The organism is Pirellulales bacterium, assembly GCA_036490175.1.
Taxonomy (GTDB): Bacteria; Planctomycetota; Planctomycetia; order Pirellulales; family JACPPG01; genus JACPPG01.
In genome coordinates this window covers 1-15,544 of sequence record DASXEJ010000161.1, presented here as the reverse complement: position 1 = coordinate 15,544, position 15,544 = coordinate 1, and the positions used below count along the sequence as shown (strand labels likewise).

The window sequence follows — 15,544 nt, the reverse complement described above, 5'->3', positions numbered from 1 at the left end:
ACCCTTCGCTGCGCAGCGCCGTGGCTGCCCGCGTGCAATCACCCAGCGTCGTGCCGCAGGCGATCAACATACAGTCGTGCCCCCACTCCAACACCTCGGCCCGACCATGTTCGATCGGACTTGCCGGTCGGTCGAGGCGCTCGGCCGCGGTTTTGGGATAGCGCATCGAAGTCGGTCCGTCGTGTGCCAGCGCAAAGTCAAGCATCGCTACCAAGTCGCTCTCGTCCCCGGGGGTCATCACGGTCATGTTCGGGAACAGACGCATGTAGCCGATATCGAAAGCGCCGTGGTGCGTCGGACCGTCGGGGCCGGTCAGCCCGGCACGATCGAGCATGAAGGTGACGGGCAGGTTCTGTAGCGCCACCTCTTGGAAAATCTGGTCGTAGCTGCGTTGCAAGAAGGTGCTGTAGATATCGACAATCGGTCGCAGGCCGGTCTTGGCCTGGCCTGCGGCAAAAGCCACGGCGTGCGATTCGCAAATGCCCGTATCGAAGAAGCGGTCAGGGAACTCGTCACGCACCAATTCCAGGTTGTTTCCCTGGCACATGGCGGCGGTCATCACGGTGACCTTCTTGTTTTGCCGCATGACCTGGGCGATCGCCTCGCTGGCCACATTCGTGTAAGCGCGGGACGAACTCTTCTTCACGGCTACGGCGCCGTCGCGCTCGCGACGGAACGGAGCGGGGGTGTGAAAAAAGACCGGATCTTGCTCGGCAGGTTGGAAGCCGTGCCCCTTTTCGGTCACGACGTGCAGCAACACCGGCCCCTCAACATCCTTGACCAGCTTCAAGTATTTGCACAGCTGGCCAATATTGTGACCGTCGATCGGACCCATGTAGCGGATGCCCAATTCTTCGAACAGCATGCCGCCATGTAGTCCGGCCTTGATCGAATAGCGAGCTTGGTCCAGGAGCCGCTCCATCTGATCGCCTAGCGGGACCATCGACAGGGCTTTGGCGACCTCCTGTTTCAAACCTGTATAGAGCGGGTTGAGCCGCAAGCGGTCGAAATAGTCGGCCATACCGCCGACGCGAGGGCAGATCGACATCTTGTTGTCGTTAAGGATCACCAGCATGCGCTTCTTCAGGCCGCCCAGGTTATTGAGCGCCTCGAAAACGATGCCCGACGGGAACGCGCCATCGCCGATCACTGCCACTGAATGGCGATCTTCCTGGCCAGGCTGCAGATCGTCGCCGCTTTTCAGCCCCAGCGCCGTTGAAACGCTGCAGCCAGCGTGGCCGGTCATGAAAAGGTCGTATTCGCTCTCGTGCGGGTTGGGGTAGCCCATCAGGCCCCCCTTGGTGCGAATGGTAGAGAACTGGCGGTATCGGCCTGTGATCAGCTTGTGGGGATAGATCTGATGGCCGGTATCCCAGATCAAGCGATCTCGGCTGAAGTCAAAAGTCGTATGCAGGGCCAGGCAGAGCTCGACCACGCCCAGGTTCGAGGCGAAGTGGGCCGTGCGGCTCGATACCAAATTACACAGGGCCTCGCGCATCTCGGCAGCCAACTGCTCAAGCTGCACCAGCGAGAGAGCGCGCAGATCCTGGGGAGATTCGATACTAGGCAGCAGCTCAGTCATCTAATGGTTCCTTTCCAGCACAGCTCGGGCCAAGGCTTCCAGTCCCTCGGCTTGCGGGCCCAAGGACGCCACGGCCGCCAATGCCTCGGCAATCAACTGTTCGGCACGGCGACGGCTTTCGTCCACTCCCAACAAGCCAGGGAAAGTCAGCTTTCCCCGATCTGCGTCCTTGCCCGCTCGCTTTCCCAGCGCCTGCTCATTCCCGCCCACATCCAACAAGTCGTCAGTGATTTGAAATGCCAGCCCTAGCCGCTGGCCGTATTTTTCGAGTGCTGATCGCTGCCGGCGCGACGCGCGAACGATCATCGCGCCCAGCCGAATCGAGACCTGAATCATGGCTCCCGTTTTGCGCCGATGAATGGCTTCCAGGCGATTGATGTCACCCGCGACACTCGTGCCGTCCAGATCGTCGGCCTGACCTCCGACCAGTGCCGCCGGCCCGGCGGCGCGGGCCAATTCCAAGCAGCAGTCGGCCGCCACCCGGGCAGGACGCACATCGCGGGAAAGCACTTCGAAGGCCATCGTCAGCAATGCGTCTCCCGCCAACACCGCCAATGCTTCGCCAAACGCCTTGTGACACGTCGGACGGCCCCGTCGCATATCGTCGTCATCCATGCAGGGCAAATCATCATGGATGAGCGAGTAGGCGTGGACCATTTCCACCGCGCAAGCGGCCGGCATCGCGGCCTCGCTATTTCCACCGCAAGCCTCGGCCGCCATTAACACCAATAGCGGGCGCAAACGCTTTCCTGGGGCCAGCAGACTGTAGCGAATCGCTTCGGCGAGTCGCGGCGGGCAATCCACGGGAAGATTCGTATACGATTCGAGCGCCGCCGAGATTTGCGCCTGGGCGGCGGCGGCAAGCTGGGTGAATGGTACTGTCGACGTTTCCATCATCGTCGCAACGACTTAGGGGCGGGGGCGCATGACAGGCGTATTCTAAAAGAGGCCGCCCGGTTCGTCTACGTCGTCGACAGATTCCGACGCCGGGGGGGCCTGCGGGCGGGCCGGTTTTGCGGCGGAACGTCGTCGACTACGGGTTTGGCCTTTTTCTTCCAAGCTCTGCGAACTGGCTGCATCGAAAGGCTGAGTGACCGGATTACCCTCGGCGTCGACCCCGCACAAGACCTCGATCCGCCGCTCCGCATGGTCCAAAAGCTCGTAGCATTGCCTGAGAAGCGTCACTCCACGCTCGTATTGGCCCAGGCCATCGGCCAGCCCAAGTTTGCCCTCCTCCAAAGCGTGCATAATCGTTTCCAGCTCGGCCAGAGCGTGCTCGAAACTGGGACGGGCAGCGGAATTGTCGGCAGCATTGTCATTCAAAAGTAGGACTCCAGACGACGGGACGCGTGATGCAGTTGAAGTCAAAAGATACGGGGACGGCCGCTTGCGCACGCAGCCTTCAACAACATATCAGTCTCTTCCTCGTGAGAAACGGGTTGAGTCAAGGCGTTGCCCCTCCACGCGGCCATTTTGCTCGAGATCCTGTTCATTTATGGTTCACGAAGGTGTCGCCTCGTTCGTTGCCTCGATGCGGCTGGTCGCCTCGCCTGTTGCAAAGCGCGTGGTGATCCGATCCCCCACGGCAAGTTCACTGGAGCTTCGAACGATCCGTCCGTCGCTGAGTCGTCGCGTCAGACTATAGCCGCGCGCGAGTACGCCCAAGGGGCTGAGTGAGTCCAGGTGAGCTGCCAAGCCATCGGTGCGGCTTCTTGCGTCGACAATGCGACGGCGCATCAACCGTCCCGACCGTAGCGATAGTTCATCGAGCCTCTGCAGTAAGTCGTGGATCCGGTCAAATGGGCGTCGAAAGGTTCGGCGGCTTTCGACTCCCTGCAAACGGCCACGCGCCGCGGTGGCCAGCGACCGCAGGGCCGTGGTCATGCGACGCCGGCAAATGGCCAGGGCGGCGGAAAGTTCGTCGGCCGCGGGGGCCACGAGCTCGGCCGCCTCACTGGGTGTGAGTGCGCGCATGTCAGCGACCAGGTCAGAGAGCGTGACGTCAATTTCGTGTCCGACAGCCGAAATCACAGGTATCCGCGAGGCATGAATGGCGCGGACAACGGGCTCTTCGTTAAACGCCCACAGGTCTTCGACGCTGCCCCCACCGCGTCCCACGACCAGGCAATCGATTTCGATGGGCAACTGATTAGCCGCTGCAATGGCTGCCGCGATTTCCAGGCTGGCGCCGTCCCCCTGCACTCGTGTCGGCACGATCAACACGTGCGCTCCGCGCCAGCGACGACGTAATACTTCGAGAAAGTCGCGTACTGCGGCCCCCGTCGGACTGGTGACAAAGGCGATCCGCCTGGGAAAGCGCGGTAGCGGCCGCTTACGCGCCGCTTCAAACAGGCCTTCAGCTGCCAGCTGCTCGCGCAGTTTGCGCAGCGCAAGCTCCAAGGCGCCAACCCCCTTGGGCTCGATCTGCCGGATGACCAGTTGGTAGCTGCCGCGCGGCGCATATACGTCGATATCGCCCTGGCAGACAACCTCCAGACCATCTTCGAGCTCGAACCGTAGTCGGCTCGCGGCGCCTTTCCACATGACGGCCCGCAATTGTGCGCGATCATCTTTGAGCGTGAGATAGCAGTGGCCTGACTGCGGACGGGAAAAATTCGAGATCTCGCCCGAGACCCATACGTTGCTGAATGTGCCTTCCAGCAATCCCTTGATGTGGTCGGTCAGGTCGCCGACGGACAGGACTTGTTCCTGGTCGGACGAAAATAGATCGGCGGCAGACATACGAGCGAATATATCGCGGAAACGCCGCAGGCGAAATAAGCGATCGATGAAAGAGCATCGTGAGCAAAGATGCCGCCGCGTTACGAATGAGCCCGGCGACGCCTCCGCAGGTCATCATTCATCATTTCGCATTCATCGTCTGTCTGCCAATGTTGGTCAGGCTGCGCGCGCGCTCGATGTCGTAGGCAAGACCGCCAGCGGCCAACCATCTGCTGTTGTGCGACCCACGCCGGCTCGCTCGCGCAGCGCCACGATCTCGTTGACCTTGCGCGTGCCGGCCTCGGCCCAGGCTTCGGCTTCCAGCGTAAGACGATTGAGCATCCTCTCAACCTCGACGCGATAATGCTCCAGTCCGTCCCGATCGAGATCGGCCGGAATATTCATCATGGGACTTACGACGGCACGACTTCGTGAGTAGGGACGCGGCAAGGCGAAACGATCCCAGCTGCCAAAGCGCCACGGCCGATCGTAGCCAAAGCCCATGGCGACGATGGGCAAGCCCAATTTCGAGGCCAAATAGACCGGCCCCTGGGCCAATTTGCGGCGTGGACCACGCGGGCCATCGGGCGTGATGGTTAGATTCATCTGCTTGCTCTTGGCCAACAATTCGCGCAATGCTGCCGCGCCGCCACGGGTCGAAGAGCCGCGTACGAAGTCGAAGCCCATATGCCGTGCGACGTGGCTGAGAATCTCGGCGTCCAAATGCTGGCTCAGAAGCATCGCCAGATTGCAATGCCCACGCATGTACAGTGGAAACAGGATGTACTCGTGCCAAAAGATATAGATCTTCTGACCGCTATAGCGCGGGTCGACCGGGTCGATCGTCGGGTCGTAAAACGATACGCGATAGTCGAGCGTCGACATCCAGGCCCGTGTGAGCGCCGAGGCGGCCAGGGCCGCGGATTTAATGAGAGCTGGGCTGCGAATCTTCATCGTCTTGGGCTTCCTTGCCGCAGGATGAATCTTGAACAATTTGTCTATGGGGCCGGCGCCATGCCTGGCACAGCCGGTCTAAGTTTTCACTGCCACCGGCGGCGCCCATTGGCCCGAGAATACTTCCACGGCCGGTCCGGTCATATAAACGTGGTCGTTCTCGGCCCACTCGAGCTCCAGATCTCCGCCGGGTAGATGCGCCAGAATTCGCCGCGCACTTTTGCCGGCGAGCACACCGGCTACGCACACGGCGCTGGCGCCAGTGCCGCAGGCCAGGGTGATGCCAGAGCCGCGTTCCCAAGTCCGCATCGTGACTTCGCCCGGAGCGTGGACCTCGACAAAGTGTACGTTGATTCGTTTGGGAAAGATCGCGTGTGTTTCCAGCAGCGGTCCGATCGTTTCTAGCGGAATGGCGGCCACATTGTCGCAATAGAGCACCACGTGCGGGTTGCCCATCGAGACGCACGTCATGTGCTGATCAAGTCCACATTCCTTTTGCCAATCGTTCGTAGCAGGAAGCTTCACGTGTACGCCGAGCGGCGCGTTGACCACACGTCCGTTAGGGCCAGCCACCGCAGCCACGACTGGAATCTTGGTCGCGTCAAGGATCGCGCATCCCATGTCGACACGCACCCGCTCGGCCAAGCCGTCGGCGATTTCCAGGTCGAGCGTGAGGATGCCGGCCCCAGTTTCGATCCGAAGCGTCGGCTTTTGCGCGATCGCGTGATCGTAGACGTACTTGGCGACGCAGCGGATGCCGTTGCCGCACATTTCGGATTCCGAGCCGTCGGCGTTGAACATCCGCATGCGGGCGTCGGCCACGTCCGAGCGGCAGATCAAGATCAGCCCGTCGCCGCCGATACCAAAGTGCCGATCGGCCACCTGCCGGGCCGTCTCGGCCGGATCGTCGGGGACTGGGTCACGGAAGCAATCGACGTAGACGTAGTCGTTGCCCGCCCCATGCATCTTGGTAAACCGCATGATCTTCGTATATCCCGGCTGCTGCGCGTTGGTTGCCAATTACTGTGTGACAAGCGGGATTTTAGAGGGTTCGGCTAACTGGGGCAAATGCAGCTTTCCCGCCGATTTCGGCCCTTGGAAACCCTTAGTTGGGGATTTCAATAGCGGGGAATCGAGTCGGCCGGCGTCCCTTCAAGCGTGCCTGGCTGGTCCTCGGCAATTTTGTAAACCAGTTCGAGTTGGCTGGCCTCTGATGAAAAACGCAGTTCTGGGCTTATCGCAGGCGTCGCGAGCCCGGCGCTGCCATATCTCTCCCTGACGGCCGCGAGGTCCTTGTCGAATGCCTTCTGATTAAAAAAGTCGCCGACATTCAATTGCAATCCCTTGCCGAGTTCCTCACCGTCGAGCACATGGCAGCCGATGAACGAGACTTTGGTCACGACGTAACGGTCGCCCGCGTTGACCGTGAACGAGACGACGAATTCGCCCTGATTGGGTTGCGCCGCATCGCTGACAACGCATGCCTTTAGAAATCCCAGTGAGCGATAGTAGGCTGTGAGGTTATTGATCTGCATCCTCACTCGGTCTTCATCAACCTGCCCCTTGAACGACAGGAAAATCGGAGCCCTCCAAGACCCTGCCGGGTTATTCTTGGCACCATTGCTGCGGATGGCGAACCCGAAACCATCAATTCCGGCTCGCGGCTGCTCGGCTTTTGGCGCTACCGGTTCTCCTTCATTGACGATGTAAACTAGCTCCAACTTGCCCGGCTCTTCCAGAAAGCGCGTCTCTGGACTTACTTGGGGCGGCGTACGCCGGGCCGCGCTATATTTTGCTTGCAAGGCCGCGATATCTTCGTCGAGCTTATTCTGATCAAAGAAGTCGCCCTCTTTCAGTCGTAGTTCCTCTAGAAGGTCCTCAGCGGCAAACGACTTGCACCCTACAAGGCTAACTTTGGTAACGACGTACCGCGGGCCCTCGTCGATCAAGTACGTCAGTGTCGACCCCTTCTGCGGATCGTTGTAAATAAACTCGCGACCGACGCGAGCGCGGAAAAAGCCCAGGCTGCGGTAGTACATCGACAGGCGGCGCACATCTTCGTTAATACGGTCGTGGTCGATCTGCCCCTTATGCAGGAACAAGATCGGTTCCTTGCCAGGCTGGGCTGGTGCCTCCGTCGACTCTTCAGGCGCGATAATCTTGCCATCGGAATCGAGGGCCCATGGATTTGTCACCGTACCGTCGTGGACGATATGCCCGAGTTGGCTGGCATCTGCCGAGACATCGGTCGCGATTTCGTAACGGACGGTCGGCTCCGTCTGTAATAGCGTTTGCAGTCTTGCTGCAGGCACGGCGGCATTGCCGTCGAATTCGGTTCGCCAAACCTTTTGCTTTAAACCGTCGTTGATCAGGAACCGGACGCCGGCGTCCGCTGGCTTGCTTCCTTCGACGATGGCGACAGTCGCAGCGGCGAATGCCTTCGAGCGCAGATACGCCTCTAACCTGCTGCGAGCTTCTTCAATCAGGGCCGGATCCAGCGGATCACCGACTTTGAGCCCGGCTTTCTTGATGAGAGTTTTTTCCGACCGCGAACTACCGTAGATTCTGAGGTAACGAATCGTCGGCCGCTCGACGACGCCAAAGACAACGACCACGCGGCCGTCCTCCTGCGTTTCGTAGCGCGGATCGATCGAGACAAAGCGGTGTGTTTTCATGAGCCGTCGCACGTCTTGCTCGACCAGTTGCTTATCGAGCGCGCTGCCACCGCATGTCTTGATATGTGGCCTGATTTGTTGCGCTGTGAGAGTTGTCGAATTTCCCTCGATGCGGATCTCGGCAACGATGGGAGCGTCGTCGGCACTGGATGCTGCTTTGAGGGTTGGCGCGGCAGCCCTAGCCGCATCCGGCACGATTTGATCGACCAGGCCTGCGTCGCTGTTTACGCCTTCGCCGAGCATCGGGCGCCTGGTTTGCGTTTCGGGCACGGGGGGCTGATTGACCGTTAGCATGACAGCGGCCGGTTGTGCCTTTCGCTGGCCATCGAATTTCTTGAGGCCGGCGATGACCAATGTTTTGCCCAGCGCTACGTCGATCGACGAGCGAAGGTGTACGCGGGCCACCTCCGGCACCTGAAGCGTGATTGGCTCCTCGCCTGGCCCGGACGAAATCTCGGCCACTTCGACTTCGCCAATGGCACTGAACACCAGATCGTAATCGAGCCTGACGACCTCACCGCTCCGAGCGCCGCGAATGCGCAGGGCCGTCCCTTCGGAGTAAACACGAATCACCGGCTCCTGCCCACCATCAGACAACTCGTGCAAGTCAACGACAAAAGGCGTGTACGCGGCGTCCTCGATAGTGGTTATTTGCCCGCTAGCGAAACGAAAGCGCGGGGTTTGTACTACGGTTGCCTGTCTGTCCACCTGCAATCGGCTAAGCGCTGCCTCGGCTGCGCTCTGGTCGAGCAGGGAGTATTTCACGGGCAGATTGCGCTCGATACGGAAGGTCGCCTGCGTTTCGCCCGGTGGTATTTCGTCATCCCACGGGTCGAGGGCGTCAACGGCAGCCGACGGGAGGAGCTTCCAGCTTGGGCTCATATTGTCGATGAGCTTCGCATCGCACGCCGTCCAGCGGACCGTTAGCTCGATTTCTTGACCGAAGTCGCAGTGCCGCACATCGTCGAGTGCCTTGACGACTCGCGGTTGCTGACTTGCCGCGCAGCGAACGCGAATCGAAGAGCCGGACCAGGAAAGGTCCGGCTTGTTTTGCGGGTCAACCGCTGGGCGAACGACATGGGCCGCCGGGAGCTTGGCCGTGTACGCTCCGTACACTCCATCGCGCGACTTGGGAGTAACTTCGTGCTGTTCCAATGGCAGAACCCAATAGCCGCGGGCACAGCTTGCAAATTGCGCGTCGAGCGTCAGGGCGCATTCCAGTTGCGAGAGCAAACAGAGTCGCGCGTTCGCTTCGCTGGCGCCCGTTTGCCGCCGGTACGAATCGAGCAGGTCGGCGGCCGGGTATGTCTTGGTTTCCGATTGGCCCTCGTCTGGGGTGTCGGGCAATTGTCGCTCCTCGGGAGATGGCGCCGGGTCGGTGTCAGCCATGATCAGCGCACCGCCCGGTAGCGCGACCGAGGCCAAACCCAGCATCATCACCCAGCACCACCACGAGGCACGCCGGCGACATCCTTGTCCCAGGCTCATGATTCGCTCCAGTCGTTGCGCGGTTAGTTCCACAGGCCGCACGCCGGGAACAGCCGGCACAGCCACCAGGAGTTGTTTCAGCTCCAGCACGTCGAGCAGACTGCGCGCGTAACGCGCGGGATCACAATTCAGGCTGCCAATCACTTCTTCGTCGCAACAACGCTCGGCTTCGCGCGACAGTTTACGCCCGGCGAACCACACCAGCGGGTGGAACCACCACACGGCTTGGGCAAGGACTTGCAGCATGCCCACCCCCAGGTCGCCGCGACGTACATGAATCAACTCGTGAGCCAAAAGCGGCTCGAGTTCGTCGGCCGAACGACCGGACACGATGCATTCCGGCAGTAGAATCGTGGGGCGGAAGAAGCCCAACACGGCTGGCCCTACGCGACTGTTGCTGATCAGCAGTCGTACCTTTGGGCGCACGCTCAATTGCCGTCGCAGCCGTACGATTCGCTCGTCGAGCTGCGCGTCGCGTCGGATGCCGCACTGCCGTAAGTAACGTAGACAGAGAAGCAATCGTAGCCCTGCGATTGCCGCGACGAGCATTGAGCCAAGAATCCACACGCTGAGTGCACCCATACGCAGCGAGGCTTGGCGCTGACGAACAATCGGCGTCGGCGAGTCTGCGGATTCGAGCGAAAAAGGTATTTGCGAGCTGGAAATCTGCGGTCGTGTTCCCGCTTGTTCCCTGTTAGATGGGCTTACTAACATAATTGGCTTACCAAGTGCGAATTCAATTGCGCCCGCAGCAGGAATCGGCACAACTGCCGTAGACGATGCTGCGTTTTCGAACAGCGGCGCGGATTCTGCCGGCATGTCGGGCGTTGATCGAAGCCAACAGAAAATGCCGGCAGGACTGCTCCAAATCGGCGGAGTCAGGCATTTCAGGAGCACGACCAACCACAGGGCGTGCGCGAGATGCGGGCGGTTGCGCGCCACAAGTCGCGATGCCACGGCGACGGCCACGACGAGTGCCGTCAATTGGCACGCCTGGGCGAGGAAGATCGGCCCGACGGTGTTTGGCGCCATATCTACTGACCTCCTGTCGCAGTACGCGTCGCATCTGTACGCAATGCTTTTGTGGTGCCCAGCGAATGCCGTTAGCCAGTGAGCCCGTTTCCGTAGGGGCGGTTGGACACTCAGAGTCACTCTTCCTCAGGCTGCAGACGCTGATGTTCCAACTTGTCGAGCAGACCGCGCAGCTCGGCAATGTCGTCGCCGGTGATGCCGCGTTCCTCGATTAGATGGCGAACCAGCGGCAGCGTCTCCCCGCCAAAGAGCCGTTCGACCAACTCATCGATCGTGTCGCGAATCACCGTTCGCGGTTTGACCTTAGCCGTGTAAAGGCGCGTGCGGCCTTGCAGCCGTCCACGCACGTAGCCCTTTGCCTCGAGCCGCCGCAGATAGGTTTGCACGGTTGTGAAATCAATGGGGCGCTCGGCCGGAAACGCCGCATGCACCTGCCGCACTGTAGCGCTGCCCAAGGTCCACAGCACGTGGGCCACGGCCATTTCGCCTTTTGATAATGCGGGGCGCGGGTTGGTCATCGTGACGGCTCTCTCAAGGACATCTGTACGTGGCGAGAATGTACACGTACAGACGTACGCGAGTCAAGGTCAGGCCGCCGCGCGTCTGCGAATGCTCGCTGGCTGGTGGCACAGCGGCGGGCTGGCGAGGTTGCGCGACCGCTGTGTAGGCCAGGAGGGCGGCGAAGAAATCGCCAGCAGTGCCGAAAAAATAGCCTGATCGCTGCCTGCCCCCGTCGTCTGTAATCATTGTCACAAATGATCCAGCTAGTTTTTGCCGGTGCGTGCGGCAACAATAGCTGGGGGCAAGAGAGTTTTCCATTGAGGCTCTGCCGACAGAAGACTAGGCATGGCGGTTGCAATGTGCCGTGGCAGCGGAAAATATCCCACACTTGGGTTAGTCGCCGATCGCACGCAAGCTCGCAAAGAAGGAGAGGCCCGATGTCGCAAACGCCAACGAAGTCATGGATTACATTTGTGGCTATCGCCCGAGGGATCACGGTTTCGGCATTAGTCGTCGCTGGTGTGCCGACAGGGCAGGGGGCCGAAGCGCCTGGATCCGATCGGCAGTCCTACGAACAAGCCGTGCAAAAAGGGATCGACTTCTTACGCACCAAAGGACAGGCCGACGACGGCTCGTTCAGTGCCAATGCCGGCCCCGGCATTACGGCCATCATCGTCGAGGCCATTCTCAGCAACGGACGCACGGCGGACGATCCCATTGTTGCTAAAGCGCTCAAGTACCTGGAAAAATTTGTGCAGCCCGACGGTGGCATCTATGCCCCCAAGTCGCGCCTCCGTAATTACGAGACGTGCCTGGGCGTGATGGCGTTTGCCGAGGCAAATCGCAACGGACGCTACGACACGATTCTTAAGAACGCCGATAAATTCCTAAAAGGGCTGCAATTTGGCGAGGGAGATAATCGTACGCCGGCGGACGTCCCTTATGGTGGCGTCGGGTATGGCGGGGCCGAGCGGCCCGATCTATCGAATACTCATTTCTTGATGGAGGCGCTCGAGGCCGCTGGCGACGGTGCCGACGATGACGCGGTGAAACGCGCCCTGGTCTTCGTCTCGCGCTGTCAGAATCTCGAATCGCAACACAATACCACGCAGTTTGCTGCCAAGATTCAAGACGGCGGTTTCTACTACACGCCCGTTGGTGACGGAGGAAGTCCGGCCGGCAAGGCTCCGAACGGAGGGTTGCGGAGCTACGGCTCGATGAGTTACGCGGGACTGAAGAGCATGATCTTTGCCGGACTTTCAGCCGATGACCCGCGCGTCAAAGCGGCTGTTGATTGGGCGCAAAAGCATTACAGCGTGACCGAGAATCCCGGCCTGGGGGATGAAGGGCTGTACTACTATTACCATCTATTCGGCAAGGCCCTGGCTGCGCTCGGCCAGCCGACACTCAATGATGCGCAAGGGAGTTCGCACGATTGGCGTGCCGATCTTGTGGCTGAACTTGCTCGCCGACAGCAGCCGGACGGGTCGTGGGTCAACTCCAACGGGCGTTGGCTGGAAGGGGATCCAAATCTTGTGACAGGCTACGCGCTGCTGACCCTGTCGTACTGCCGGCCCGAGGCGACCAAGTAACGCGTGAGCATGCTTGTAGGCCATCGATTCACAGCAGGTACGGCGCTGCAGCAGTCCATATCGACGCGGCGTCTTACGGTCGCGCCGATCTGTTGATCCTTAGCGCAACGATCGTCGGCTGTCGCTCGATGATCAAGTGTGACGAAAAAAGTGTCACGGCACGGTGCGCTGATCATCGTCTTGCCATGCACTCATTACGTCGCGGGCCGGTAAATCCCTGACTCGGATCGCGAATACGCGCTCGTTCACGCCGACGGCACGGTTCTTGCTAAAGGAAATCGCTTAAGAATTTGTTGCCCAAAATCGGCGAGCCAAGCGAAAGATTCCTGATTGTCGTGAGTGGGGATCGAGTGATGTGGAACACGTGAATGATCACTGCGCAGGCGTGCTGGTTGCCATACAGATCCCTGAAAATGTAAGGCAATGGCGCGAAAGAGGACGTCCCATCTTCTCTGCTGCGTACGGCTCGGCGACAGGCAGCCCGAACCTGGCGCCGAGTCCGTCGCGGCAGGCCAAATTACGACGAGCGCTGTCTGGTTCAACGGTGGTGGCTCCGTCATCTGCAGCCGTGTCGTTTGGCGATAGTGCCAGCGAGCATTGCGCGCCGCGAGCGAAACTATGCAAGCCGCGTGGGGAGCGCAATAAAAAAACTGGTGAGGGCGGCCGTTGTTCCGCTGGCCGACCTCACCAGTCGTCGTTCGCTCCCTAAGGAGCGGATAATGAACTCTGCCGACACCACAGCGGCAGAGCCCAAAGCGCTTATGGTTTCTTTTCTTGCCGAATCTCGGAGACAAGTCGGAAGAGCCGATCTAGCTTCCGTTCGATGTCGGCAATTCGTCCAGCATCACTGCCAGGCGATCGTCCGTCGGCGGCCGGTCCGCGCGGACCGTGCTGAGGAGGAACGCCGTGAAAGGGGTGGCTAGTGAAGCGATGGTCGCCATCGCGCGGGCCGTGGGGCGGTGGCCCGTCAGCAAACTGATGCGGTCCACGATGCGCTTGCTGGCCATGCTCCGGATGGCCGTGGCCAGGATGCGGGCCACGGTGAGCGAAGTGTTCGCTGTGCGAGCCGTGATGCCTGTGGTGGCGATGGTGGGCGAATTGGTGGTGATCGTGATGCTGCCCCGCCTGATGTGGTCCACGGTGGCCGTGCCAACCATGATGATGGTGACTGCCACGATGCGGACGACCGTCGGCAAACTGGTGTGGTCCATGGTGTGAGCCACGATGAGCAAAGTGCTCGCCATGCGGGCCGTGATGCCTGTGGTGGCGGTGATGGGCAAACTGCTGCCCATCATGATGCTGCCCCGCGTGATGTGGTCCGCGGTGGCCGTGCCAGCTGTGATGATGATGACCACCGTAGTGCGGTCGCCCGTCCGCAAACTGGTGCGATCCATGATGACCGTGCCAGCCATGATGGTGACCGCCGTGATGACGTTGGCCGTCCGCTAATTCGTGGGCCCGACCGCCTGGCTTTCTATGGTGCGCGCCACGTCCGTGCGCCGCGTGTTGCGAGCCGTGGCCGCGGTGCCGACTCGCATGATGTCGACCAGCATCGTGGCGACCAGCATCGTGGCGACCAGCATGGTGGCGATGGCCTTGTGCATGGGCGGCGCTCTTGTCGTCTCCCTTGGAGCCTTCTGCGCCCTCCTTTTTGTCAGGCGTACCCGCTGCCTTTGCACGTTCGGCCCGGTGGCGAGCGACTTGTTCCCACATGGCCTTGCGCTGTTCGGGGCTGAGGTTCGACTCTCGACCGCGCCGGTTACGACGTTCAGCCCGATCCTGGTCTCGAGCTGCGGGCTTGTCGGTGCCCTGATTATCGGCAAGCGCCAACAGTGTGCCAGCCAGGCCCAGTGACGAACTTGCCAAGCGCATCTGCGTAGCGCTGAGCCCCAGTAGTTGGCCTGCGGGAGCGTGATCCCCCGCGGCCGCGGTTTTCTGGTCCGGTACGGCGACGGGCGAATCTAAGGCCGGCAAATCGGATACAGACGACGATGCGGCCCGGCTGACGACCTCGTTAGAGATCTGGTCAGAGACCTGGTCGCCCACGAGCGATTGGGCGAATGTGACCGCCGGCGCGAAGGCCCAACAGAGGGCGCCGGACATGAGCGCGAAGCGAAACATGTGATTTCTCCCTGATCCCAGAGGATTCCCCAAAAAAACGGCCTGAACAGCCGCCATTTCCCCCTTCTTTAATGAACCCCTCTGGGGATGGAAGGTATCGGATTATCTTCGAGTAACGTTCGTGCGCAATTTGCTGGCATATCTCGCAAGTCATTACCGGAGGCGATCGCACGTGCCACGGCAATGCAGGGGGACGCTATGGCCGCGAATGCGATTTAAGCCGAACGGCGTTCAGAGTTAACGACGTCTGCGCCGACCGATTCCCCGCGCAATCGCGTGTGCGGCGCGGGAGGCTCGGACGGCGCAATTTCGGGACGCGTCTCGAGCAGGGTTTCCGGCTTGAGCAAAGTCCGGATCCAACGAGGGAACTGCAATGGTGACAGACGCAGCCACAACGCGAGCACCACGACGGGCGAAAGAATTATGAATGTTCCGTAACGCACCGGCAGCGTCGCCAGCAGCACGTTGATCATCGTTAGCACTACGGGGGGCAACCAGCGACATAGTTCGGTCAGCCGGGCAGCGCGTGCTCGCATGTGCGGTACGTCGAGAGCATACAAAACGTGAATCGCCACGGTGGAAATGAAGGCGATGAAAACGAACGTTTGGCAGATCAGCAGGAAATAATCCATCCGCGTCATGTATGTCAGCGGAGGCAGGCTGGAATCGATTGTAATGCGGTACGCCACGACCGTGAGCATGGCGGTAATGCCCACGCCAACCTGAGAGCTGAACTCCTTGGGATCCATCCAGAACACCGACCAGGCGGTAGCCATGATGGGGATCAAAGGCAGTACGATCGACCAAAAGTAGAAGTGTGGATCGCGCGTCACCTGGATCGTCATCCGCAACAGCGAAAACACTTCGTTGGTGCGCGC

At 60.5% G+C, this 15,544-nt stretch carries 12 protein-coding genes and 1 pseudogene; 2 read left to right on the top strand and 11 right to left on the bottom strand.

Features of this window, described 5'->3' with window-relative positions; genetic code table 11:
* From dxs to VGG64_12445, 8 genes and pseudogenes are all read right to left on the bottom strand, one after another.
* A partial coding sequence (gene dxs / locus VGG64_12480; protein HEY1600414.1) for a 1-deoxy-D-xylulose-5-phosphate synthase occupies window positions 1–1,582 on the bottom strand: 1,582 nt, incomplete at its 3' end.
* On the bottom strand, window positions 1,583–2,479 hold the full coding sequence (locus VGG64_12475; GenBank protein ID HEY1600413.1) for a farnesyl diphosphate synthase: 897 nt from the start codon (window positions 2,477–2,479) through the stop codon (window positions 1,583–1,585).
* 225 nt (window positions 2,480–2,704) lie between these two features.
* Window positions 2,705–2,905 (bottom strand): annotated as a pseudogene (xseB, locus tag VGG64_12470) (exodeoxyribonuclease VII small subunit).
* A gap of 177 nt (window positions 2,906–3,082) precedes the next feature.
* Complete coding sequence (gene xseA / locus VGG64_12465; GenBank protein HEY1600412.1) at window positions 3,083–4,324, bottom strand: exodeoxyribonuclease VII large subunit; 1,242 nt, start codon at window positions 4,322–4,324, stop codon at window positions 3,083–3,085.
* Between the two features lie 156 nt (window positions 4,325–4,480).
* Entirely contained in the window at window positions 4,481–5,257 is a 777-nt protein-coding gene (locus VGG64_12460) for a lysophospholipid acyltransferase family protein (protein HEY1600411.1), read from the bottom strand.
* A 78-nt stretch (window positions 5,258–5,335) separates the two neighbouring features.
* Window positions 5,336–6,238, bottom strand: a complete 903-nt coding sequence (dapF, locus tag VGG64_12455; protein HEY1600410.1) for a diaminopimelate epimerase — start codon at window positions 6,236–6,238, stop codon at window positions 5,336–5,338.
* A 137-nt stretch (window positions 6,239–6,375) separates the two neighbouring features.
* Window positions 6,376–10,452 (bottom strand): POTRA domain-containing protein, encoded by a 4,077-nt coding sequence (locus VGG64_12450; protein ID HEY1600409.1) that lies wholly within the window; start codon window positions 10,450–10,452, stop codon window positions 6,376–6,378.
* A 116-nt stretch (window positions 10,453–10,568) separates the two neighbouring features.
* The gene (locus VGG64_12445) at window positions 10,569–10,970 is read right to left on the bottom strand and encodes a BlaI/MecI/CopY family transcriptional regulator (GenBank protein ID HEY1600408.1); all 402 of its coding nucleotides are present in this window, start codon (window positions 10,968–10,970) and stop codon (window positions 10,569–10,571) included.
* A gap of 420 nt (window positions 10,971–11,390) precedes the next feature.
* Here VGG64_12445 and VGG64_12440 point away from each other — a divergent pair, with 420 nt between their 5' ends.
* Window positions 11,391–12,545 (top strand): prenyltransferase/squalene oxidase repeat-containing protein, encoded by a 1,155-nt coding sequence (locus tag VGG64_12440; protein ID HEY1600407.1) that lies wholly within the window; start codon window positions 11,391–11,393, stop codon window positions 12,543–12,545.
* Between the two features lie 809 nt (window positions 12,546–13,354).
* Here VGG64_12440 and VGG64_12435 read toward each other — a convergent pair.
* On the bottom strand, window positions 13,355–13,756 hold the full coding sequence (locus tag VGG64_12435; GenBank protein ID HEY1600406.1) for a hypothetical protein: 402 nt from the start codon (window positions 13,754–13,756) through the stop codon (window positions 13,355–13,357).
* Between the two features lie 13 nt (window positions 13,757–13,769).
* Between VGG64_12435 and VGG64_12430 the strand changes: the two genes are divergently transcribed.
* Complete coding sequence (locus tag VGG64_12430; protein HEY1600405.1) at window positions 13,770–13,994, top strand: hypothetical protein; 225 nt, start codon at window positions 13,770–13,772, stop codon at window positions 13,992–13,994.
* Here VGG64_12430 and VGG64_12425 read toward each other — a convergent pair.
* Both VGG64_12425 and VGG64_12420 read right to left on the bottom strand, forming a co-directional pair.
* Window positions 13,991–14,149 (bottom strand): hypothetical protein, encoded by a 159-nt coding sequence (locus tag VGG64_12425; protein ID HEY1600404.1) that lies wholly within the window; start codon window positions 14,147–14,149, stop codon window positions 13,991–13,993. The genes VGG64_12430 and VGG64_12425 overlap by 4 nt on opposite strands.
* Window positions 14,150–14,881: 732 nt before the next feature.
* Window positions 14,882–15,544, bottom strand: a 663-nt coding sequence (locus tag VGG64_12420; GenBank protein ID HEY1600403.1) for a hypothetical protein, incomplete at its 5' end; no start/stop codon positions are given.

Coding starts and splice junctions, on each gene's coding strand:
- dapF (HEY1600410.1), bottom strand. CDS start 6,238: ATGCGGTTTACCAAGATGCATGGGGCGGGCAACGACTACGTCTACGTC.
- VGG64_12425 (HEY1600404.1), bottom strand. CDS start 14,149: ATGCACAAGGCCATCGCCACCATGCTGGTCGCCACGATGCTGGTCGCC.
- VGG64_12440 (HEY1600407.1), top strand. CDS start 11,391: ATGTCGCAAACGCCAACGAAGTCATGGATTACATTTGTGGCTATCGCC.
- VGG64_12450 (HEY1600409.1), bottom strand. CDS start 10,452: ATGGCGCCAAACACCGTCGGGCCGATCTTCCTCGCCCAGGCGTGCCAA.
- VGG64_12460 (HEY1600411.1), bottom strand. CDS start 5,257: ATGAAGATTCGCAGCCCAGCTCTCATTAAATCCGCGGCCCTGGCCGCC.
- VGG64_12445 (HEY1600408.1), bottom strand. CDS start 10,970: ATGACCAACCCGCGCCCCGCATTATCAAAAGGCGAAATGGCCGTGGCC.
- xseA (HEY1600412.1), bottom strand. CDS start 4,324: ATGTCTGCCGCCGATCTATTTTCGTCCGACCAGGAACAAGTCCTGTCC.
- VGG64_12435 (HEY1600406.1), bottom strand. CDS start 13,756: ATGGACCACACCAGTTTGCCGACGGTCGTCCGCATCGTGGCAGTCACC.
- VGG64_12430 (HEY1600405.1), top strand. CDS start 13,770: ATGAGCAAAGTGCTCGCCATGCGGGCCGTGATGCCTGTGGTGGCGGTG.
- VGG64_12475 (HEY1600413.1), bottom strand. CDS start 2,479: ATGATGGAAACGTCGACAGTACCATTCACCCAGCTTGCCGCCGCCGCC.